Genomic DNA, 24640 nt, shown 5'->3' with positions numbered 1-24640 from the left:
TCCTAAAACTTAAATTCAAATCGAAGTGTAATATCTTTATCTAGGCTAATAACTTCACATAATATATGTAAATAATATTCTCTTTTACCCTGATGATTTCGAAAACTTTTCCTTTCCACACTTGATCGTACTTTATCTTTATCAAACGTTATTTCCAAGGTTGCCTGATCACCTTTTAAATAAATTCTATCCTCTTGCTGTTCAAAAGGAAGATCCGCTGCAATAAAAGATTCCACCAAAGAAGATGGTTCCGTCTCCAATGCAAACTCGTCGATAACTATTAACTTTGGTCTATCTGATTTATCCCAATTAAACTTGCGAATAAATTGTAGTTGTTCGCTGTATGCATCGCTTAAATCTAATGCAAGCTCGTCCTTACCGCTGCTTTCACTAATTTGGGTGATTTCACCATAAAATTGTGCACCTTCTTGTTGATAGACTCCATTAATAACAGGAACAGAATGACCTGCAGCACTATTGCAGATAAATTGATAGCGTTCATCACTAAAATAATCTTTATGATACTCACCAGATCCTAAATCTCGCAAAAACACATGTCCATGACCATAAAGGATAAAATGCCCGATATCATTATGGTTGTGTGGTTCGTCATTATGACCAGCCTTGACAGCAAATGCATGTTGGTCGATTCGCGATAAAAAGATAGCAGCCTGTTCCATCAAGTAGTTCCCCTGTGGCCATTCCCCTCCCTTGAGAATTGGGTCATACCAGCTTAACTCGCGGATAGCAGGTGCCCACCTACCACAATGATCAACAACATTTGTCAACGCCACACTCTCGTTTGGTACATGTACTTCGGCGAATTTTTTATGCAAATAATGGCTGAATCCGAGCATCGGAGCAGCAGTTGGTTCAGCATCTGAGAAATTGACGACGTGATTGTCATCCAAAAATATTTTTTGCTGAAAAGAAGCAATCGCTTTTACTTTGGGACGGTCGAATAAATTAATGTCCCGAAAACGCTCTAAAAGATCAGCGAAATAGACAAAATAACCGAAACCATATTGCCAGTATCCGTAGCCTTCCGTACACGCCCCATCATCCTCGAAGCCTGCTAAATAATATTCCATCGTTTGGATCACTCTCTTGATTATTTGGTTTTGCCTACGATCACCATTTAGTATATATAGCGCTGCCGCTCCAATTGATCCACCGCAGACAGATGCCCAATTATGTGTGGCTTTCTCCCAATGAAAAGATCGTTCTAGAAAAGGAGTGAAAACTCGGCGATCGATCTCAATTTTTATCTTTTCTACTAGAAAATCATCCAATTGTTCACCATACAGATCAATAAGTTCGGCTAGTGTAAAAGCTGTCTCTGCCGCAAAAAGGTCAACAGAATATTGCAGTTGAGCAGTTTGTCGATATGTTTGATAATCTTGCTCTTCGAATTGTCTGTCTAAGTGTGCAGGCAAACACCACGTAAATTCATTACATACTTGCCATATCTCATTTTCTAACGCATCTGTATATGTTTTCGTTTCTGGGTATAGGTAGTGAAGTAAACCAAATGTCGTTAATCTTTTTCGCCGCAGAAAATACTGTGTTTCGTACATTTGCCGATCGCCGTTTCGCATAAATTGCCGGTACGTATTAAAGCTGATGTTGTCAGCTGGTGTATGCAGAAAATGCTCAGCATCCTTCTCCAATTGTGCTATAAAGCTACTATTCATTTCACATTAGCCCCATTCCATTTACGTCCTCTATATTCTAATGGTGTACACCCTGCCTGCTTCTTGAAAATTTTGATAAAATAACTTTGATTGTCGTAACCAAGTTGTTCACATATTTGTCCAACCGAGTCATTGGTTAATTCCAATAACTCTTTAGCCCTTTCGACTTTTCTCTGTTTCACATATTCTACAAAAGTAATCTGCATTTCTTTTTTGAATAGTCTGCTAAAATAACTAGCATTTAAATATAAATATTCAGCCACTTCATCTAACGATAACTTTTTCTCAATATTATCTGCAACATAATAACAGGCATTGACGACATCTTGATGATAATTGTTTTTTAATTGCTGTGTCGTTTCTTTTAGGCATTTTTCAGCATAGTTATTCAGCCAATCGTGTAATTCATATATTGTATCTAACAGAAAAACCTCTTCTTGGATGGACTCCACATGGTAATTCGATTGAAAATACGGAATCGTCCGCAATCTTATGTTCAAGTCTAAAATCATTCGGAGAAACCATTCTTTAACAATCTTTGGCTCATACTGCTTTGCAATACAAAATTCTATCCATTGGGACAAGTTTTCTTTGAATGACACAAGATCACATTGGAACATGGCCTTTTTCAGTTCGTTTGCCACATCCTGATAATATTGAAAAATCTCTTGTCCATGATAAGTTCTAGTTATTTCTTCTGCATTCACTATGGTATGGTTACGAGTGAAAAAAATCTGTTTCTCATTATTCACTAAAGCAATAATGGCTGACTTTAATAAACTCACATCCGTTTTATTTCCTATCAAGAAGCTTACCTGTATATTCAAAAAATGGTTCAGTGAATGTTGTAACTCTTTCAATAAATCACGTACTTCTCCAAAAATATCATATTTGATCGTTAAATAATCTGGATAGAAGAGAAAGCCTTTGTTTTGCTCATAATGAATGCATAAAATCTTATTCAACTCTTTCCTATTGATAATTTCTCTCATAATGTTATAAATTGCAAATTGCAAGGTATCATCCGAAATAAAGTTTTTCTTCACTTGATAATAAGCATTTACATAAAAATATACAGGAATATATTGCACACTTTGATCGAATATTTCCAACAATTTATTTGAAGAGCCTTGTATGAGTTGTCGCAATAGTTTGTGATTTTCGATATCATAATTCATTTTCACTTTATGTCTTAATTGTTTCACTTCTACAACTTTGGAAGTATTATTATCTAATCGCCTTTTACAAGCTATTAAAATCTCTTCCACATCTTCTGGATTAAGTGATTCCTTTAATATATAATCCTGGACATCTAATTTAATCGCTTGCTGGGCATATGAAAATTCGTTATGACAAGAGATAATGGCTACTTGGATATTCGGGTTCCATTTTTTTATTTCTTTTGTAAGCTCGATGCCATCCATCTTTGGCATGCCTATATCCGTAATTAAAATATCAGGCATCTCTTTTTTTGCATATTGAAAGGCATGTAACCCATTCTCATGTGTACTGGATAACTGTAAGCCTAACTTCTCCCAATTAATCGTTTCAGATAAAAACTCAATCGTTGGATAATCATCATCAACTAACATGACTTTGTACATGACCTTCACCACCTAAAGGAATTTTTATCGTTATCATTGTACCTAACTTCAACTTACTTTCTATGTTCATCTCAGGACTCACGCGATAAGAAAGCTGTAAGCGTTCGTATACATTTGCCATACCAATACTCGAAAATCCTTTATTCGAACGTTTGGTTGTTGTCGATGAACCTAATTCCTCATTTAATTTAGCTAATTGTTGTGGACTAATCCCTTCTCCATTATCACGTATGCTAAGTTGAAGCATCTCATTAAGGATGTCCGCTTTGATAATAATTTGACCGGAACCTTGGTTCAGACCATGAATAATCGAATTCTCTATCAAAGGCTGTAATAAAAATCTAGGCACTAGTTGCTGATATGCTTCTTCTGTTACATCTATCTCTAATACTACTTTATTTTTCTGTCTCATATTCATTAAATTAACGTAATCTTTCATTAAACTTATTTCATCGAATAACGTGATTTGATCTTCTTTATTATCAATGGTCCAGCGTAACAATTTCGAAAGAGACTGAATCATCCCCGCACTTTCCTTATCACCAAATCTAAAAACTTTCATGCGAATCGAATTCAACACATTGAATAAAAAGTGCGGATTAATTTGAGCCTGAAGCATGGCCAATTCTGCTTTTCGTTTTCTTTTATGCGTTTGACTTACTTCATCAATCATCGTATTGACTCGATCGAGCATATGATTCAATGAATGAGAGAATTGACCAATTTCGTCATGACTGTTTACGTTTGCTCTGACACTCAAATCACCTGTTTGTACCTTCTTCACCACTTTATCCAAGTGTCTTAATGGTTTGGTAATTCTGTTCATTAGATAGGCTAAAATAACAAAAAATATGGCAAAGGAAACTGCTAATAATAAAAATACTTCTGAAAAAATCGAATTAATATTGGAAGTAGCAGCTTTATACGGAAGAACAGAGACCAATCTCCAGTCATTAAATGTTAATGATTTATGGGTGATCACATATTTTTTTCCGTTCCATTCGGCTATTTGTGAACTATCCATTAACGGGATATCCGCTAATATTGTTGCTTTTTCACCTATCAGTTCAGGATCTTTATGGGATAATATCTGATTGTGGTCATCAACAAGCATGATTTCTTCAGATGGGTTTTGATTGTTTAATATATTTCGAATTTTTGTTTCCAGTAAGGTGACAATAACATATCCATAAATGCCGCTGTTACTGTCACGTAACGTTCTGGCTACTGAAAGTTGATAGGGGCTTTGGATCCGTTCATACGTCAGCATCGTTGGTTCCACACCAGACCAGTAAGATTCAAAGCCATTTAATGAACTCAATTCCTTAAACCATTGCTCTTGATAGAACGAATTAGGATCAAATTGCCCAGTAGAATAATTCGTATAATACTGCCCATTTTTCAATAATATCGTTACATAGGATTTTTCACCTAACAGCGTTATATTTTCAATGGTTTTCCGGACTTGACGGTCTTCTAAATATTCCGTATAACTCTGATTGTCGACTTCATTCAAGGTTAGGTTCGATTTATTCTTCAAGATCGTATTCAATTCTGAGTCTATTTGAACAAAATTGGAGGCATTAATCACATCATCTATCACTCTAGTAACATTTTCTTCGGTTAAATCAAGCTCTTTCTTTGCGTTTTGCATTGCTTGTTCTTCTACTGCATCTCTTGTTAAGTAACTGTATATGGATAATGTTAATAATACGGGAATTCCAATACATATAAAAGATGCGAGAAATACTTTGGAACGAAAAGAAGGAGACGTTAATCTCCGGTAGTTAGTCCACATCATCATCCTCCTCTAATACAAGAATGTTAGGGGACAACGGAATTAACGTCCCTTATATCAATTGTAAACGCTTCAACTAAGTCATTTCAAGGTTATTGATTGTTTTTGATGATTTCCTGAGCTTGCTCATGCATGGCATCAATCGTTTCATCGACATTTTGTTCCTCATAAATGAGTTTCTCATATTCATCATTAGCCATCTGATAGATTTCAGCCTGATATGGAGCTGGCGGAATTAGTTTAGATGCTTTTGAGTTTTGTAATACGGAAATTAGTGCCTCTTTATCTACTTTTTCCGGATTATTGGTATCGTCTAAAATAATATCGACGATATTCTCTAATTCATCATCACCTACACCATTCCAAGAAGGAATATTTTTACCTTGAACGATTTGGCCTTCCGTTGTATACCAACGAATAAACTCGTAAGCTGCTTCCTTGTGTTCAGAATTAGAAGCGACTGCCATATAGTCTGTTGTAACCGGTGTATAGCCACCTTCATCATCTGGATTATTTTTCGGATATGGAGCTATCCCTACATTGAAGTCTAGCGGGAATTGATCTGTACCACCTAGTTCTGTATTCATCCAGCTTCCGATCATAACGAGACTTGCTTCTTGATTAAAGAAGGTATCGCGATAGTGTAATTGTTGGGACATAATATCTGTATATGGTGTAGCAGACTGATCTTCTTTCTCCATTTGCCAGCGAAGCTCTAATGTCTTTTTAAACATTGGATCCTCAAAGTTAGAGCTCCCATCCGCTTTTAGTAATTCTGTTTCCTCTGGTTTACTCGCTAAAGCTAATTTTAAATATTCCATCCATCCACCATTTTGTGGTCCATGAAAGAACGTTCCATAATGCTCATCTGTTGTTAATTGATTGGCATAGTCAGCATATTCATCCCAAGTCCAATCTGTAGGCATTTCTAAGCCTGCTTCATCTAAATGGTCTTGGTTAACCAGTACATACCAAGGATTAAATTTACCTGGAAGAGCATAATACTGATCTCCCAATTGTGTATTTACTTTATACTCCTCTGTTACCTCATATCCTTCTTCTTCAATAAATTCATCAATCGGAGCAACCATACCTAAGTCAACGCGTTGCGCATACGAAGCAGGATCACTAAACATCAACACATCTAATTGTTCACCAGATGATGCTGCAAGGTCTAATTTCTGCAATGCTTCATTTGTGTCCCCTTTTTCACTTAAAATGACGAGCTCTACTTCAATATTTGGATGTTCTTCTTCAAATGCTGGAATGGTTTCCGACCAGTTATAAGATGCTTCATTTCCATGTGTGTGAAACATAATCTTCACTGGTTCATCTGAGCTCGCTTCTTCCCCATCATTGTCACTTTCTTGTTGTTCGGTGTTATCTTCTTCTGAATCAGAGCTTGTAGCTGGTTCGTCCTCACTACTGCTACAAGCTGCCAAGATGCCGAGAAATAATGTCATACTTAATAATAAGAGCAGTAACTTATTTTTCATTTTTCAAACCCCCTATGATATTATTGAAAACCCTTACACTACTGATGCTAACAAATTACTCTTTAGCAAACATATCACTTTTTTTACCTTTAACAACACTTTTTTTACTTTACCCTTTTACTCCACCCAAGGCAATACCATCAATAACATGTTTTTGACCTAAGATAAAGACAATTAATAGTGGTAAAATAGCTGATACAGCTGCTGCCATAATTAAAGTATAAAAACTGCCATTTATAGTTGTAAATTTTTGCATCGCTAATTGAATCGTATACAATGCATCGGTACGTAGGAAAATTAACGGATTTTGATAATCATTCCATGTCCAGATAAAACGGAGTATCGCATATGTGGCGACTGCTGGTCGTACAATTGGTAAAGCAATTCGCCAAAATATTCGCCAATGTCCTGCACCATCAATTTTGGCTGCATCGATAAAGTCATTATGAATACCGATGAAAAACTGCCGGAGCATAAAGGTCCCTAACACACTGAAGCTACCTAGTAATATTAAACCAATATGTGTGTCAAACAACCCTAAATAACGATACAAAATAAACTGAGGTACTAAACTTGCTTGTGGTGGCACCATATATGTTGCCAGTACAATAATAAATAACCATGCACCTGCAGGAAATCTTACTTTCGAAAAACCATAAGCAGCTAAAGATGATACAACTACCGATATTAAAGTGGTACAGACAGCTACTTTAATCGAATTCCAGTAATATAAATAAAAGGGATGATCACCAAACCAGACTTCCTGATAGTTGCTTGCGGCGTTCCATCTTGACGGAATCCATTCTATCGGATATTTAAAAACATCTGCTTCAATTTTTAATGATGTTGATAACATCCAGATAAACGGTAATAAGAAAGCTATACTACAAAAGAATAAGATAATTGTACTGATAATTTTCTTGGCATCCCATTTTCTTTGTTTTTGCATCCAAACACATCCTTTCTCTTAGTAATTCACCCATTTTTTCTGTCCGATCCATTGGATAATCGTGATCGAAAATACGAATAAGAACAATACAACAGCTATCGCTGAAGCATAACCAACATCTAGATCAAGGAACGCTCTTTCGTATAAATGCCATACAAGCATTGTTGTTGAATTTAGTGGTCCACCCTCTGTTAGTACAGCTATAAGATCAAACACTTTAAAAGAAGCAATAATACCTGTAATTAACAAAAAGAATGATGTTGGCGATATTAATGGGAAGGTTATATTTCTAAATTTGTACCAGCTATTGGCACCATCAATATCAGCGGCTTCATACAATTCTTTCGGTATCGACTGTAATCCTGCAATATAGACAATTAGGCTAAAGCCGATCGAGATCCAAATATGAATAATCATTAACGAAATAAGGGCAAAATTGGGGTCAGAAATCCATGTTGGCGGATTTTCAATTCCCAGTGTCATTAATACTTGATTAATCGGCCCCTGAGATGGATGAAAAAGTACTTGCCATACAACAGCGATTGCGACAACACTTGAAATGTACGGCATAAAAAAGGCTACTTTAAAATAACTTTTTAAATAGACATTTTTATCAATAATAATGGCTAAAAAAAGCGCACATAGCATTGTGATTGGCACAGTAAATATAAAGATCGCATTATTGATCACAGATTTGATGAATTTCTCATCACTTGCTAAAGCTACAAAGTTATCAAATCCAATCCATTGTAACTGATCAATCCCGGTGACAAACTTCCAATCTGCGAAAGCCAAGATGAATGTGGCAACAATTGGGAATAATACAATAACAGATATTCCTAGTAACATTGGTGAAACAAATAATAAACCAACGAGATTTTCACTTTTTTCGATTTTTGATTTTCTTGTTTTTTTCGATTGATGTAATTCCTCTGTTGTTGAGACGGAGTTACTCGCCATGAAGAACACCTCTTTCTTCTAAAATTGTCTTTTGGGATGTTGACATGTTGTACTTGTCCAACCTTTTCAGAGCGTAATTGCTAAAATACATGGCAATAAAGGTTAAACCACTTCCTAAATATAAGAAAGAAAACCCTGGAATCACCCAACAGATAAAAAGAAAGCTAACTAATGACAGCCCCATCCAGATCGTTTGTATTGGAAATAATGTACTCAGCTGTATAGCTCTTCTCATTTGTTTGATCAAGCCTAATTCCGGAAATGTAATCATGAAACTAAACACATATAACAAAACAATAACACTTAAAATTAATACCGTTGAACTGCTACTAAGAATTAAATAATATAGCATTCCACTAAAGTTCTGAACTAGCGCAAAATCAATGTATAAGGCTATTGCAGTGACTACTATAAGCCCTCCAAGTAAATTACTTTTCACAAAGTGCTTCTTATATGCCTTCCAGAATTCTTTGATGACAGGAAACTCTTCGGCTTGAATCCATTTATTATTTAATGCGAACATAGCGGTGATTGCCGGGAACAATCCGAATACAATACCACCTAGTAAACTAAACCCAATTGCTATTACATTGAGTAATGCAAGACGATAGAGCCATTCACAAATTTTGAATAAACCACTTGATGTATCAAACTGCATATGGCTTCCTCCTTTCCTTACTCAAATTATAAACGCTTTCATTTTGGTAAAAATAGCACTATTTTTACTTTTATCGATAGATATTTGACTTTCATGATGAACCTATATTGCTGTTTACTTAGTATCTAAGACGAATAGCACCGTAATAAAAGTTGTGATACCAATGGTTATATGCTTTCTTATAAAATAGAGGCTAGCTAACATGTCGTTAGCTAGCCTCTATTTTCTTTATGATATTGGTTTTCTTCGCATTATCCATATACTGATTCCAAAAACTAATAGTAAAATACCTACCAATAGAATGTTGAATTGATTCGTTGCGGTATTCGGTAAATCATTTTCTTCCTTTTGTTGCTCTTTCTTTTCTTTCCCAGGAGTTTTTGACTCTGTTTCATCAGAAACATTTGCTAATACAGCATAGCTGGAGAAATGAGTAACCTCAATGGTTAATGTTTGATTTTTACCCTGTTTTGCCGTTTGGGCAATCCATTGATCATTTTCTTCCTGGTAATAATATATGTCTTTTTTACCTTGAACCCCTTCTTCATAACCTAATGAAAGAGTATAAGGATCTGAAGGATGCTCGGATCCTTCTGGAAAATCAAATATAAACGTAAAACTGTCTCCCGCAAGTGTTAACCCCTGATGATCCGTATCTTCTATTAATTTCTCTGATACAGCAAGCCTTGTACCAGATGGTAAGTCGGCAGGCATTTTAATCGTACTTCTTGTGCCTTTAATATGATAGATTTGATTCGCTTCCACCTCAAGGAATTGTAAGTCGTTAAGAGTACTGACCGGAAGTTCATTTTCACTTTTCCCAGGAGATGTCGGTTCTTGCTCATTCTCATTTGGTCTTTCATCATCTGATCCTTCTCCATTTTCAGGTTCTTCTTCCTCTTTTGGGTTCTCGATAAAATCGAGAGTATAAGTGTTACTTTGCTCCTCGTTTTCCGCTGTTACTGTAATTTTTGCTTTCCCTGGCAATGACTCTGGAAGTTCGATTTCGTAGGTTGCAAATAAATCGTTTGTTTCCACTTCAACAGCCGGAATATCTGATCCTTTTTTCAATTCCACTTCATAATGGAAATCATCAGCATTGAAATTTTTTAATGCTTTATTATCAATCCAAATATTTTTTAGTGTCGCATCTTCACCAGTTACCGGCGTTTCCCCGAATCCATATACTTCCATTTCCACAATAGCGATACATGTATCTGGTATAGCAGTTAATTGCGTTCTAACTTTATCAGTTGTAATTACGTCAAAAGTAATGTTTATTTCATCTTCGGCATCTACTTCTACATCTGAATTATCTATTTTAACCCAGTCCGTTCCATTCCAATACTCTAAGTATAAAGATTCTGGAGGTCTTGTTCCCCCTTCATCATCATAAAATGTAAATTTAACTTCGGAAATATCCCGTTCTAGGCCAAAATCAATTTCAACCCAATCTGTCTCCCGCCATTCATTCGGATCCCAGTTGGTCCAGCGATTACTGGAATAATCCCCGTCATTTACTCGATTAACATCATCCCACTGACCAGTAAAGGAAGCTGTTGCTTTTGGAAATTCAGCATTTGTATTGTTTAGCGCAAGATTTTCAAGCACACTTTCTACTACTTGCACAAGTGCAACAACTTGTTCATTCGTCCCTTCTACTTGGCCTTTAACCTTAAACTGACCATACGTTGCATAATCGGAAGTTTCTACTTCATCCCAATTGACAGGTACTTTGATTTCTCTTCCATTCGATAACTCAGCTGTTACTGTATTTGGTAGTTGAGGCGCTAAACCTTTTACCGTCTTTAGCTTTGTATCTGTTAATTGAACAATCTCACCTACATATACAACTGCCTCTGCTTTTAATGATGTTTGCTCCACCGTTCCCTCTACTGTAAATTCTCCTTCTGTATCGTATTGTCCAGGAGAAATGTCTTCCCAAATAACCTCTACTTCTCGTGTTACACCATCACCATATTCAGCAGTAACTGTATCAGGTAATGAAGGCGCATTTCCGATGGTAGTCCAAGTTGTAACATTATCAATAGCTGTTATACCAGCCTCTACTATTGTCCATTGTTGATTTGCTCCTGCATTAGCCTGCCAAACTCCGACCGTAGCACCGTCTTCAGTCGACTGACCACCGACCTCTAATAAGGTACCACTTTCTTTATTGATCAATGTATAGTTACCTTTACCAGAAGTAGATATAATCCATTTTTGCGCGTCAATATTTTGATAAGGTGACAAGATCACATTACCATCCTGATGTGTCAGTACTTCATTTGTTTCTGCGTTAATTATTTGATATTCTTCTTTATTTGTATAGCCATCGGTCACTTTCTTAAGTTTCCATTCCTGACTTCTATTTTCACGTTCTGCTGTATATTGAACAATGGATTGATCATTTAAATCAAGTACTTTTTCACTATTTAGATTTTCTATTTTATATGTCTTATTCTCTTGAAAGAAGGTATCCTCTTCATCTACTCCAGCCACACCTGAGATCACAAATGTTGTAACTGATTTCGGTTCCACAGTAGTTGTCAGACTCTCTTCTTCTATGTCTACGTCTTCACCTTCAGCAAGATTATGCTCTGCTGAAGTAACATGCGTTGATGCGGTAGCAGATTGATCTACTGCTCCAAATCCAGATAAATCAATATCAACTGATTTATCTGATTCTGACGTATTCGTATAAACAACAATGACCTCGTTAGCTGCTTTATTAATGGCAGCTAGTGTATTTTCATTATCAGAGTTAATCATATGGAATCCTGGACGAATGAATTTCGTATAGTTTGCCATGGTATAATATTTTTTGTTCTTGTGCCAATTTAATTCCTCAAAGTTTTCTGGATCAAAGTCAACATGAATTAGTCCCCAGTTCATATTCTCATTATCTGCATTCATATTAACTTGATCTTCAATTGCTTGCCAAAGTACCCAGGCCTTCGGTTCTAGACTCATAATATCTGATGTGATTCGTTCTGATAGAGCTAAGCCTGGTTCAATATTGTCAAAATCCTGAGGAATGCCACTTGGACCTAAGTCTACTTCTGACATCCATAATCGTTTGTTTTCTCCCTTAGCAATATCTCTAATAGGCGTTCGTTCACTCGGCCCGTACGTATGTACATTCATTTGGCCAATGTTATTTATAGTGTCTTGTTCGTATTGATACCAATTCTCCCTAAATTTAGTTGGGTTTGTTTCATCCATTGCTGAGACTACGGTGTCTAGATTTAGCGCTTCTAATTCCGCACTTACCTCATCTATAATTCTAGCTTGTGATGCAGGATCCCAATGTGAACCTTCCTGTCTACCTTGTGCTCCCCAATAATTTGTATTAGGTTCATTTACAGGAGACAAAGTTTGAAATGAGATCCCTTTTTCTTCTGCAAAATATTCTACAACTCTCGTAAGGTATGTGGCGAAGTTCTCATATTGATCCTCTTGTAAATTATCTTCAGTTGAATTCCAATTACCGGAAGTATAGCCACTGTTTGTCATAAAATATGGTGGTGAATTCGAAAATGCTTCAAATAAATTAGCTCCTCTTAGTTTAGCAGCTTCTAACCACCATTGTTGATTTTTATCCTTGTCCCAATCCCAATGGTTAGGATTATCTGGATCCCACCAGTCCTCTTGCTCTTTCCAATCTTCATCAGCATCATCCGGTGGACGAAATTCATCTGGACGATTCCAATAGCCCGGAACTGCACCACCAAGACGCATGTATGGTTCGGTCTCTGGCGAATCTTCGCCTCCGATATTATATCTAGCAATATTTAAATTCAAGCCACTTTCTCCAAAAAGCTCATCAGCTAACTCATTCTTAATCTCATCTGGCCATCCACCTGTGACATTCGCAAACCAAACTAATGCTGTTCCCCAACCATCAAAGGAAGAATGTTGATAACTTGGATCTAACTTTATGATAGTATCGCTGTTATCTTCTGTATTTTTAGCTGAATTTTGTGCATGTGTAGAAACAGGACTAAGTGTAGTTACCAAAAGTAAAATAATACTCCCTATTAAGGCTAGCTTACTTATCGACTGCTTCAAAATATTTCATCCTCTCTAATAGGCATTTCAAACATCAAGGTTTAGAGCGTAGCTTATTGTATTAGAAAAGCTAGCTAAACTAAAATGTCCCTTTGTTGTTCAGCTAGCTTTTCTTACTTTTTATAGCTAATGTCCTTCACATTAACCAGAAAGGTCTGTATCTAAATAGACTGGTTCTGTAATCCCTTCTAAAGTTGGTTGAACTTCTTTAATTGCACCATCATCATCGAATTCCATTTTATCTATCATTACTTCACGGTTATATCCATTTCCGTTTGGAATGGCAAAGCGGTGATACACGATATAATATTCATCCGTATTTGGTACGTTCAAGATCGAATGATGTCCTGTTGCTTTAATTCCTTGAGATAAATCCTTACTAAGAATAACATCTTGCTTTGTCCATGGTCCCATTGGTGAATCACCTGTCGCATATGCCACCTGGTAATCTTCTTCTCTTGTATCATTTTCAGACCACATGAGGTAGTATGTTCCATTTCGTTTGAATACAACAACCCCTTCTCTAAAGTTTGAAGGTGTCATTTCTTGCGGTTCTTCAGCAAATGAAACCATATCGTCATTTAATTTTGCTCCCCATAGTGATCCATTTCCCCAATAGAAGTAAGACTGTCCATCATCATCTGTAAAAATATATGGATCGATAGCTTGGCCGGAATATTCATCTCTAGCAACAAGTGGCTCACCTAATGCATCTTCAAATCCTTCTGTTGGAGATGAGGATTTCGCGACACCAATTTGTTGATTTGCTGAGAAATAATGATAGAAAGTTCCGTCCCTTTCCGCAAAGCCTGGTGCCCATGCATTACCAGTTGCCCACTCTACATCGTCGGTTGCAAGATCAATGATGACACCATGATCTTCCCAATTAATTAAATCTTTGGATGAGAAGGCTTTAAATTGTGTTCCTGACCAACCTTCAAAACCATCTGTCGTAGGATATAAATAGAAAGTATCATCGTGAACAAAAATTTGCGGATCTGCATAAAGCCCCGGTAATGTTGCAGATGGATATACTTCTACATCTACCGTCCACTCACTTGTATTTCCATCTTTATCGGTAACCGTATACGTGACGGTGTTTGTAAAGTCTTGAGGTTCATTAGCAGACGGAGTTATGTCTGCATCTGTGTGTAGGGATATACTAGGAATTAAGTTTGTCAAATCAACATCTTTGTCTTTAAATGACACTTTTATCGATTGATTAACAGAATCAATCTTGGTTAAACCGAACTGACCTGGTAATTCAAATGATGCTATACCCGTGGATAACAGGGACTTATCTTGAATTTCTTCCTCCGATAATGCACGGTTATATACTTGCACATTGTCAAAAGCCCCTTTGAAATACTGGTCTCCAGAATAAAATGATTTTCCTAAATACGCTAAAAGATCAGTACCTAAATCTGAAATCGATATAGATACTTCATTATTTTCGCCTAACAAAATTCCATCTTTATACATTTTCATACTTGTCGGTGTTATCACTAAGTCAATCGTCATCCATGTGTTCTCAATAGAAGCTGTACTTGCTTTAACCTCTTGTTCATTAGACCAGCTGTCTACAGTGATTGCATTTCGTAGTTCATTTTCCCTTGTTCTAAAAAACATATATCGTTGATTATCTTTACCTAAGGTGAATGTAAAGAAATTGCCAGAAACAGTTTCCGCTTTTATATCCATTGAAATCGTAAAAGTATCTCTTCCTTCAAAAAATCCGGTTGGAAAGGCAGCAAACGTATCTTCTGTTCCATCTAAATATAATACTTGAGATTCTTTTGCATCATCTTGTTTATAAGTTGCATTTCCATGTAATTCTCCATGATAATCATTGTCAGACTGATCTTGAATTACTTTTTCAGTTGCTGTTTCCTCAAAAGTGTACTCCAAAATAGGGGCTTCCTGTTCTTTTTCTTTTGGCTTCTCTACTTCATTAGTCCATTTATCTTTAATTGCTTGGTATTCTTTCTTTGTTATTGGTAATACGGAACCATGACGCTTCCGATTTGAACCTAAAGAATACTCATCTGACTCTAATTTTGTGAATTCACCACTGGATAAGTCATTTGTTAACAATGGCAGATATCCTTGACCGGTTGCATATTGATCAACCATCAAGTTCCACTCTTCACGGTCATTAAATTTAAATATTAACGGACCTTCTACATCATCATTGGTTAGACCCAAAGGTTCAAGATTTCCAACTTCTGACCATTCTCCTAATACTTGTTTGCTTTTTTCAATCGTAATTTGGCCATCTGCGGAATAACGATAGAAAGTATCTTCATCTCTTATAATGGTCGTATCAATTATATGCTGTTCACCAGGGCGATCAATGTATATTTCAGGCTCTGTAAAGGTATAGAAATCCCTTGTTTTTGCATAGTAAATGTCTGGAGGACTAAAGTTACCATTCTCATCCTCTGTAGTAGAAGCCCAAAATACAACATATTCTCCTGTTTCTTCATCATAAACCGCTTCAGGTGCCCATGCATTACCAGCATTAGACGGTGCAACTTCTACCATACGCTCCTCTGACCAATTAACTAAATCCGTCGATTCCCAAACAATTAGCGATTTACTACCATTTGTTTGAGCCTCATCCCATCCTTTACCATTTGCAATTCGTAAATCGGTAGCAATTAAATAAAATTTATCACCTTCTGGAGAGCGAATAATATACGGATCTCTAACACCTTTTTCTCCTACTTCTGAAATAAGCGAAGGGGCACCATCGTTTAAATCTTCCCAGTTCAAACCATCCTCACTACTAGCAAAGTATATTTGTTCTCCTATATCATGTTCACCAGTAAAGTGTGTCATGAGATAAGCTTTAAATTTCTTGTTCTTTGGTTTTGCTTTGACAGTGACCTGGAATTCTTTCGTATCTGTCACTTCTCCGTAATGAATAGTCGCAAATAAGTTAATAGAAGTATCTTTTTTCTGTCTTGTTACAATACCTGGTGGTGTATTATCATAATTGTCATTTACTACTTCATTCACATTGATAATTTCTGAATCACTTGATTCCCAAGTGATTGTCGCGCCTTCATCACTGCGTGTTGGCAGTGTAATGTTCCCTCTAATATTATCTGAGTTTGGTATGTCGAGATCATTTTTCGCTCTTTCCACTATTTCCTTATCTGTTAGCCCTTCCTCGGCATTAATCTCTTGCGCTGATTGATTAAAGCTATACAACATAAATATGGTCACTACTACAACTAAATATTTTTTTCTTATCATTTTTACCTCCTATTGTTTAGAAAGTTTGGCTGTAACGATCATCCCCGAAGCAAACGCTTACAATTATTGATAAAAAATCCCTCCTTTACAGCTATTATATTTATCATTATGGATAGCAAAGTAGTAAAATGGAATATAAAATTTTTCTCATTTATTGCAATTTTTTTATTCTTTTAGAAAAGCTCCTAGGAAAAATCCTTAGGAGCTTTTCTGTTAAACTTGATATCTAAACTCAGTTTCTATTCTATGGTTCCATTAGTTGTAAAGTCTTTGATCAGCTTTATGATGACCTAAGTTACCCCTCAACTACCGATAAATCGGAACTACTCTTTTATTTCACTTGGTACATTTTCAAGTAATGCATCATATTCTTCCTGCGTAATTGGTAAAACGGTACCATGACGTGGATGACTAGGTAAATCAAAATCTTCGGCTACTGTCCATTCTCCGGAATCTAAATCGGTCGTTTCAAAAGGTACATAGCCTTGGCCACCAAACTCGTCAATAAATAAATACCATTTTTCTTCTGTGTTGGACTTAAATATTGCTGGTCCTTCCCCTTGGCTAATCGTTCCTTTACCAATTCCTTCAGTAATCATTTCAAAATCAGGGTCAAGTACAGAATCTCCTACCTCTTGGAAAATAAATTTACCATTTGGTGATGTTTCTTCATTGTTTACTCGTTCATCCTTTGTGAATCGATAAATCTTATCATCATGCTCAACCATTGTTGTGTCAATAATCGAGTAACCATAATCCAAGTAAACCTCAGGTTCACTAAATGTATGGAAGTCTCTTGTTGTTGTATACATCATACGTTGATAACTATCTCCTGAGTTTCTATCTTCTTCACCGTCATACAGTTTCGATGCCCAGAATACGACATACTTCCCGATCGTATCATCATAAAAGATCTCTGGGGCCCACGTATTTCCTGCCTCCTCAGGCGCTACCTCTACTAATCGTTGTTCAGACCAATTCACCAGATCTGTTGACTCCCAAACCATGATTGACCTGCTGCCTTCTGTTTGCGCTCTATTCCAATCCCAATTACCATTGATTTTTAAATCAGTCGCAATCATGTAAAATTTATCGCCTTCTGGAGAACGAATAATAAACGGATCTCTTAAACCTTTTTCACCTAATTTAGATGTGATGACGGGTTCTCCATCATTAAGCTGCTGCCAGTGAAGAGGGTCATTTCCTTCACTCAAGGCAAAATATATTTGTTCACCATTCTCGGAACCTTCACCGGTAAAATAACTAAACAAATATCCTTGATAATCGAGTGGTTCCGGCATTTCTTTTACATTTGCCACAAATTCTTTGGTTGCTTTCTTACCATTGAGTGCTACAGTCGCTGCTAATGTTACTTCTACGTCGCCTTCTCCATGTGCAGGGCGCGTCACTTCACCTGTTGTCGTGATAACCGATGGATCTTCTGACACCCAAGAGATAGTTGTTTCGTGATTTCCTTCGATTGGTAATGTCAAATTACCACGGACATCATCAATATTATAAACTTTTAACGCCTCTACTGCTTCTTTCACTAAATCTTTATCTTTGTTCTTGTCTTTTTTACTTTTGTCTTTCTCCTTATCTTTATTTTTGTTCTTATCTTTTTTACTTTTGTCCTTCTCTTTATTTTTTTCTGCTGGACTAGCACCTGTAATAATATCAATTCCATCCAACACATAGTTACCAGCTTTCACTACTATTTTAGCTGTATGCTTCTGCTTTTTCAGGCCACGAATGTGATAAGAGGTTTGTCTGTCTCCTCTTGGATATACTCGATAGTCCTCCTCCACTAACTGATCATCAATATACACATCTATTAATGCGTCAGATGTTGCACCAAATAGATTAAAGCCATTTCCTTTAAAATCAAAAAGTATCATATTTTCACTTTCTTCAGGTGTACTGTAAATGTTGACACCGCGATAATCCATATATTGTTCTTTTGCTTCATTGTCACCTAAAGAAACTTTTAATGTATGGGCTTTATCTTCTAATCCTCTGACTGAGTATCTGATACCGTCATCCTCTACGTCAAAATTACCGACACTTTCGCCATCCAATTCCACATGGTAAGTGGTTTCATTTTCTGCACCTGCAAGATAATCAATTCCCGTACCTGTGAAGTTGATAAAGATATAAGGATTATCATTAAAGTCAGCCCAAGCATTGGTACTGTTAGCTCCCCAGATGTTGCCATTCTCACGGTAAGCATACACTGTATTTTCCTCATTTCCAATTTCTGAATCATCAGCTATTGCAGTAAAGTCATTGGGAGCTAATGTTGTTACTGCTTCAAAGTCAATCGGATCATTTGTCTCTATTTCTGCTCGAACAAAACTTGTATAAGCTTCTTTAGCAACCACTTTAAGTGTGTGCTCAGTTTCTTCCAGATCTGTCGCTTCCCAAACCTTTTTCACGATCGAACTATTATTCAAATAATCAGCTTCACCGACAAGTTCACCGTCTAAATAAATATCTGCCGTACCATTCGACGGATTGGTTTCACCATACAATCGGATAGCATTACCTTTAAAGGTAATCTCAAAGGAGTCACCATCATTTCCCCAAGCATTACCACTATTGGAGCCCCAATCTCCTGAATAGTATACCTTGTTTAATGTTCCTTGCTCATTGGTAGTATCTGTATGCTCCACAGTGATACCATTCCAAACCGGATAGTCACTTGATGCGCTCATTTGTGTACGATTATAGTGTCCATATCCAGCCTGGATAAATTCCCAGTCACCAACATACCCAATTGGGTTCCATGGATCATCGTTTTCTAATGCCTCTTCCTCTGTGTTGTAAATCTTACCTTGCGCACTATCCAATTTCAATGATTCATATGCATAACCCTTAATTGGCTCAACTTTCAAATTATCGATAAGTGTTTCGTAATAACCTGAGCCTAATGTCACTCTACCAGACATGACAGTTGAATCCTCATCTGTGTAAGAGGCTATTTCTTCATCATCAAGATAAAGGGTAAAGATATTTCCTTTTGCTTCAAATGCTAAGTTGTGCCATATAGTATTATCAAACGATTCTATCGTTCCTTCTTCAACCACATCACCAAGTTTCAAAATCTCGTACTTTCCATCCTTGTAGATCCGGGCATTATAAGGTGCCTGAGAATCAGACCAGTCAGACTTTACTTGGCGAACACCAATTAAAGCATAATTCTCTCTGCCTTCTGCTTCTGGAGTATGAGTATCTAATAAAAAGTCATATGATACTTTATAATTTACCCAGCGGAAATCTCCGATATTGGTGTTAGGATTAACATTTGCTTCAGATCCGTCTGTTCCACCCCAAACAGCCCAATCTGCTCCGATAATATCTGGCGTTATTTTTTGTTGCAGCATACTACCGTGTTCTTCAGCGTCCGGGATTTCGCGTTTTGTTCTTTCAAAGCTGCCACTTTCCACCTGTTTTGTTGCTTCTTTCACTACTTCAAAAGCACCGATTTGATCAGTTGTATACCTTGGTGTACCTCCACGTCGTTCTATATAGTCTCTTCCTTGTTCATCTTCAGCATATTTATCATACTCAAAATCATCTGTGTATGGTAAAGGCATAATCGTATCTTCTGATAAATCTACCGGATCTGATTGATATGCAAAATCATCGATTTCCGTTTCTTTATCTAACGTAGAAATGGTCACGATCGAATAAGGTTTCACCTCAATCTCATACGTTCCATCTTCCGGTTGAATGGTTTCTATATGTTGAAACCAATTTTCATCATAATCTTGTCCTTCTTCAGGCCCACGAGTCTCCCAAACAAATACTTCCGCATCCTCTTTTCCATCCAAGTTTTCTAATTCAATCGTATATTTACGTGTGTCTTTCGTGTTGTTGGCAAATACAGTAGTGTAATCGTCTGTTTCCGGATCTTTCAATGTCATATAATTATGGGTACTGGTATCTACATCTACTCCTCCGTCAAAGAAATTACCATCACTGTACGTGGCATTCTTTAAATATTGCCATCTTTCATTTTCTTTTGTGGAAGGATCATCATAGCCAACAAAATTCATGACATGTCTGACACCCTGAAGGCCACCATCTACTTCATAAAAACCTGACCAAGGATCAAATGCACTAATTAAATGCTTCGGATTGTATTGTGCACCTTGGTAAAAAGCAGCAACAGACGGTTGAAAATCAAATGAAACTGCATTTAATGGCAGATTGCCTGCTCCTTCCCAAGAATAGACAGAGATGATCCGTGATGTCACATCAATAATACCGCCACGTCCACCAAGGCCATTGTAATGTGGTTCCATGTTCTCACGATATCTGGCATTAATCATGGGTGCGATCCCTTCTGAAACCCAAACCTCTTTTGGTTCTTTACCTTCTGCAATTAATTGATCTTGTAATTCTGAAAGTTCATTAGAAGCGGTCAGACCATAATGGGAACTGATCACATCAATTTCATTAATCAAGTCTGGGTTATCTAATAACGTACGACTAATTGTCTCGGTATCCCGATATCCATCAGCAGCAACTAGCTTTATATCTTGATAATCTTCTTCATAATTTGGTTCTTCCTTTATTCTTGAAGTAAAATACTCGAGCCATTCTACATCAATTCTCCCATTACCATTTTGTGCTCTCTCGTTTTGCGATATGCCGATATAATCTAATTGGAAGCCATACTCTTCATTAACAGCATCAATCGTTTGTTTATACCACTGATAGCGATTTTCATAATTTTGATCAGCCGCACCGTTCCAAGACCAGCGAGGTTCGCCCCAACGTAAGATTTCAGTTGTGATAGCTGGATTAATAGATTTTGCATCAGCAGCAAATTGAAAGCCTGCACCTCTTAATACATTGGCAGGTTCATCTTCATAACGCATTGTTGCTGGTTCTGTACCAGAGGAAGAATTGATATCTCCACCTAATTCTACTTTTACATGAGTTAATCCTGCCCCTGTCTCTTTATTAAATAGTTGATTCATAATCTCCCAGTATTTTTCAGGATGTTCTTCTTTGTAATCGAGTAATAAGCGTGAAGTATTATTGCCTGATACCGTGCCAAAACCTTTAAAACGATTGTGTTCATCTACATCATTACCATCGATCGTTATCGTTTTTGTTATTTCTTCTGCTTGCGACTGATTGATTCCGATTAATGTCCCAAACCCTAGTAAAAGCAGTGTTATAGCTAAAAGTCTAATAAGTTGTTTAAAAGATCTCCTTCTACCTGTCATGTGCCACCATTCCTTTCAAAGGTATTTAGTCCCATCACATTCCCCTCGTACATCGTTGATTATGTATTGTCATGTTGTGAAAGCTATAATACCTCCTTCCATAATAATGGATACGCTTACATTATTTCATAAGAGCTCTTGGCTTTTTGATAATATTTTTACTATTTTTATTGTTAATTTGACATATTAAAAATATATCTACTAACATTGTTGATCAGATAATGCATGTTGTTTAAACGGCATCCCCTGCAAGTCCCATATTAAATGCTACATAGATTAGGAAAGCCCATCCAGTCCTGTCCAAAGTTGTTATTTTGGCATAAATAATAGGCGTAACAACCGCTACGGCTTGCCCACTTCGCTTTCCGTGGGACGTGTCTTTTCGTAAAGAAGATCGCTTTACAAAAGTGGACCCTCAGATCACGCTGATCCCGTGGAAAGGGAAGTGGACAGCCGCAGCGATGGTTTCCTGTACAAGCTATTTCAAAATGGCTACTCTGCTTACAAATGCGTTGATACCGCGGATTATATACTTTCCTATATTATAAAAAAGGACTTCCATTGAAGGAAGCCCTTACTCTTTTAATTCTCAAACCAATTATTTGCGATGGTTTGTTTATACCAATAAAAACTGTCTTTCTTCGTCCGTTCTAATGTGCGGTAGTTGACGTGTACAATACCGAAACGCATCGTATAGCCTTCCGCCCATTCGAAGTTATCCATAAGTGACCAGGTAATATAACCTTTCACATTAACACCTGATGCGATTGCACGACTCAGTGCTGTTAAATGTTGCTGGAGATAATTAATACGACCAGAATCTTTTACACTTCCATTCTCTGGTTCATCATTATAACAAGAACCATTTTCCGTAATATAAATAGGAATATCACCGTAACTATCCTTAATACGCATCAAAACGTTATAAAATCCTTCTGGGAAGATTGGCCAGCCGATATCAGTGCGATCATAATTCATTTCAACCATTTCCCAATCGAGCAGTCCTTCATTTTCCTTATAGCGGGCAATATGACCAGTGTAATAGTTAATACCAAGGAAATCTACTGGTTGATTGATCGTTTCCATATCGCCATCCTCTATGTCTAATTCGACACCTTTTTTCTTAAACCAATCGACCATAAAGTCTGGATAAGTTCCTTTAAATACTGGATCCATAAACCATTCAATATACCAACCGATTTCACGATTACATGCATCAATATCTTCTTGACGATTACTATATGGCTCCAGCCATGTCGTATTTGGCGCAAAACCAATTTCACCATCATTTCCAAGCTCACGGAATTTTTGTACGGTTTTTCCGTGGGCTACCAGTAAATGGTGAGAAATTTGCGTTGCTAATTGCAGATCTTGATTACCTGGTGCATGAACCCCGATGAAGTTGGATAAAAAGGAGATACACCATGGCTCATTTAATGTTAGCCATTTTTTGATTTTTCCAGAAAACTCTTTAAACATTAGTTCTGCATAATCTACAAATGCATCAATCGTTTCACGGTTACCCCAGCCACCTTTATCTTGTAATGCTTGTGGCAAATCCCAGTGATAGAGCGTACACATCGGCTCAATCCCATTTTCTAATAATTTATCAACTAAACGGTGATAATAGTCTAACCCTTCTTGGTTGACTTCACCTGTACCATTAGGAAAAATTCTCGGCCATGCTACCGAAAATCGGTAAACATCAATGCCTAGGTCTTTCATTAACTCTACGTCTTCTTCATAACGGTGATAACTGTCACAAGCTACATCTCCATTATCCCCATTTACGACATTGCCAGGTGTTTTTGAAAACGTATCCCAAATTGAAACACCGCGACCACCCTCATTAGCCGCTCCTTCAATTTGGTAAGATGCTGTAGCTGTACCCCATTGCATATCTTTCGGAAACTGAATAATTGCCATTGTTATACCCCTCCAAATATTTATAATCTAGTTAAAAATTGTTGAAAAGCTTGATCAGCATGATGTGGTAAATGTTCATGCCCATACTCATGAAAAAGTGTCATCTGTTTGTCAGAACGAATCTTGTTATATGCGGCAAACTGTGTAGATGGTGGACAAATGTGATCCCTCATAGCTGTTACCCATTGTACAGATGCTTGAATTCGGTCTGCTAAATGTTGAATATCAATATATCCTAATTTCGCAAAAATCTCTTGATGCCGCTTGTGTGTTGGATCAAAGCACCGGAAAAAATAGGCGATTTCCTCATAAGCACTGTTTTGTACATCCATATTCCATGCTCGTTCATAATCAGATAGAAAAGGATAGACTGCATATAAATGTTTAACCGTCGGCTCCAGTGCTGCACAAGCAGTAGCCAGTGCCCCACCCTGTGATTGTCCATAGACACCGATACGGTTTTTATCTACTCCTTCTATCGATTGTAAGATCCTAACTGTCTGTACGGTATCAAGAAATACGTGCCGATAATACAGTTGGTCAGGATTGCTATCTTCTAATCCTCTAATAATATGACCTCTTAATGTAGGGCCCTTCGTTTGGAGTGTATCCTCTGATAAACCTCCCTGCCCCCGACAATCTAATGCTAGGACAGTAATTCCTTGCGCTGCATAAGCTAATTTATCAAGCCAATCACCACTATCTACTGAATAACCATGAAAGATAGCAATCGCTTGGCCTGTTGGATGCTTAGGTTTAACTAATTTAGCGTGAACCCGTGCTCCTCCAACCCCTGAAAAATATAAATGATAGCAGTTTGCAAAATCAGGCGTAATATCCGCTTCCTCCAAGTCATAAGCTAATGAATACTGCGCCAATTCTTCTAAAGCTCGCTTCCAGTAGGCATCAAAATCTTCAGGTTTCGGATTGGTGCCATGATAGTTTTCTAATTCCTCGAGTGGCATATCTATGTGCATCGGTGT

At 37.1% G+C, this 24640-nt stretch carries 12 protein-coding genes; all 12 read right to left on the bottom strand.

All coding sequences use genetic code 11. The features are described from left to right. Positions 1–2 precede the first annotated feature (2 nt). The 12 genes from GHT08_RS00145 to GHT08_RS00090 all read right to left on the bottom strand — a co-directional run bounded on the left by GHT08_RS00145 (position 3) and on the right by GHT08_RS00090 (position 24634). The gene (locus GHT08_RS00145; protein WP_163578865.1) at positions 3–1694 is read right to left on the bottom strand and encodes a heparinase II/III domain-containing protein; all 1692 of its coding nucleotides are present in this window, start codon (positions 1692–1694) and stop codon (positions 3–5) included. After that, positions 1691–3298, bottom strand: coding sequence for a response regulator transcription factor (locus tag GHT08_RS00140; RefSeq protein WP_163578864.1), 1608 nt, complete (start codon positions 3296–3298; stop codon positions 1691–1693). The genes GHT08_RS00145 and GHT08_RS00140 overlap by 4 nt, the downstream gene beginning before the upstream one ends. Beyond that, positions 3276–5096 (bottom strand): sensor histidine kinase, encoded by a 1821-nt coding sequence (locus GHT08_RS00135; protein WP_163578863.1) that lies wholly within the window; start codon positions 5094–5096, stop codon positions 3276–3278. Before GHT08_RS00135 ends, GHT08_RS00140 begins: the two co-directional genes overlap by 23 nt. Positions 5097–5188: 92 nt before the next feature. Beyond that, on the bottom strand, positions 5189–6592 hold the full coding sequence (locus GHT08_RS00130; RefSeq protein WP_163578862.1) for an ABC transporter substrate-binding protein: 1404 nt from the start codon (positions 6590–6592) through the stop codon (positions 5189–5191). Between the two features lie 109 nt (positions 6593–6701). Beyond that, positions 6702–7541, bottom strand: coding sequence for a carbohydrate ABC transporter permease (locus GHT08_RS00125; RefSeq protein ID WP_018931170.1), 840 nt, complete (start codon positions 7539–7541; stop codon positions 6702–6704). Positions 7542–7559: 18 nt separating this feature from the next. After that, positions 7560–8501 (bottom strand): carbohydrate ABC transporter permease, encoded by a 942-nt coding sequence (locus tag GHT08_RS00120; protein ID WP_153834374.1) that lies wholly within the window; start codon positions 8499–8501, stop codon positions 7560–7562. Then, the gene (locus tag GHT08_RS00115; protein WP_163578861.1) at positions 8491–9159 is read right to left on the bottom strand and encodes a YesL family protein; all 669 of its coding nucleotides are present in this window, start codon (positions 9157–9159) and stop codon (positions 8491–8493) included. The genes GHT08_RS00120 and GHT08_RS00115 overlap by 11 nt, the downstream gene beginning before the upstream one ends. 228 nt (positions 9160–9387) lie before the next feature. After that, positions 9388–13230 carry a glycoside hydrolase gene (locus GHT08_RS00110; protein ID WP_163578860.1) on the bottom strand — a complete coding sequence of 1281 codons (3843 nt, stop codon included), beginning with the start codon at positions 13228–13230 and terminating at the stop codon, positions 9388–9390. Positions 13231–13371: 141 nt separating this feature from the next. Further along, positions 13372–16491 (bottom strand): family 43 glycosylhydrolase, encoded by a 3120-nt coding sequence (locus GHT08_RS00105; RefSeq protein ID WP_163578859.1) that lies wholly within the window; start codon positions 16489–16491, stop codon positions 13372–13374. 323 nt (positions 16492–16814) lie between these two features. After that, positions 16815–21731 (bottom strand): immunoglobulin-like domain-containing protein, encoded by a 4917-nt coding sequence (locus tag GHT08_RS00100; protein WP_163578858.1) that lies wholly within the window; start codon positions 21729–21731, stop codon positions 16815–16817. Between the two features lie 582 nt (positions 21732–22313). Beyond that, the gene (locus GHT08_RS00095) at positions 22314–23657 is read right to left on the bottom strand and encodes a GH1 family beta-glucosidase (protein ID WP_163578857.1); all 1344 of its coding nucleotides are present in this window, start codon (positions 23655–23657) and stop codon (positions 22314–22316) included. Positions 23658–23677: 20 nt separating this feature from the next. Beyond that, positions 23678–24634 (bottom strand): acetylxylan esterase, encoded by a 957-nt coding sequence (locus GHT08_RS00090; protein WP_163578856.1) that lies wholly within the window; start codon positions 24632–24634, stop codon positions 23678–23680. Positions 24635–24640: the final 6 nt, after the last annotated feature.

Origin of the sequence: Gracilibacillus saliphilus, assembly GCF_010994085.1 — a bacterium.
GTDB lineage: Bacteria > Bacillota > Bacilli > Bacillales > Amphibacillaceae > Gracilibacillus > Gracilibacillus lacisalsi.
Note: the sequence above shows the minus strand (reverse complement) of the source record. Positions and strands in the feature narration are given on the sequence as shown.

Coding starts and splice junctions, on each gene's coding strand:
- GHT08_RS00145 (WP_163578865.1), bottom strand. CDS start 1,694: ATGAATAGTAGCTTTATAGCACAATTGGAGAAGGATGCTGAGCATTTT.
- GHT08_RS00140 (WP_163578864.1), bottom strand. CDS start 3,298: ATGTACAAAGTCATGTTAGTTGATGATGATTATCCAACGATTGAGTTT.
- GHT08_RS00135 (WP_163578863.1), bottom strand. CDS start 5,096: ATGTGGACTAACTACCGGAGATTAACGTCTCCTTCTTTTCGTTCCAAA.
- GHT08_RS00130 (WP_163578862.1), bottom strand. CDS start 6,592: ATGAAAAATAAGTTACTGCTCTTATTATTAAGTATGACATTATTTCTC.
- GHT08_RS00125 (WP_018931170.1), bottom strand. CDS start 7,541: ATGCAAAAACAAAGAAAATGGGATGCCAAGAAAATTATCAGTACAATT.
- GHT08_RS00120 (WP_153834374.1), bottom strand. CDS start 8,501: ATGGCGAGTAACTCCGTCTCAACAACAGAGGAATTACATCAATCGAAA.
- GHT08_RS00115 (WP_163578861.1), bottom strand. CDS start 9,159: ATGCAGTTTGATACATCAAGTGGTTTATTCAAAATTTGTGAATGGCTC.
- GHT08_RS00105 (WP_163578859.1), bottom strand. CDS start 16,491: ATGATAAGAAAAAAATATTTAGTTGTAGTAGTGACCATATTTATGTTG.
- GHT08_RS00100 (WP_163578858.1), bottom strand. CDS start 21,731: ATGACAGGTAGAAGGAGATCTTTTAAACAACTTATTAGACTTTTAGCT.
- GHT08_RS00095 (WP_163578857.1), bottom strand. CDS start 23,657: ATGGCAATTATTCAGTTTCCGAAAGATATGCAATGGGGTACAGCTACA.
- GHT08_RS00090 (WP_163578856.1), bottom strand. CDS start 24,634: ATGCACATAGATATGCCACTCGAGGAATTAGAAAACTATCATGGCACC.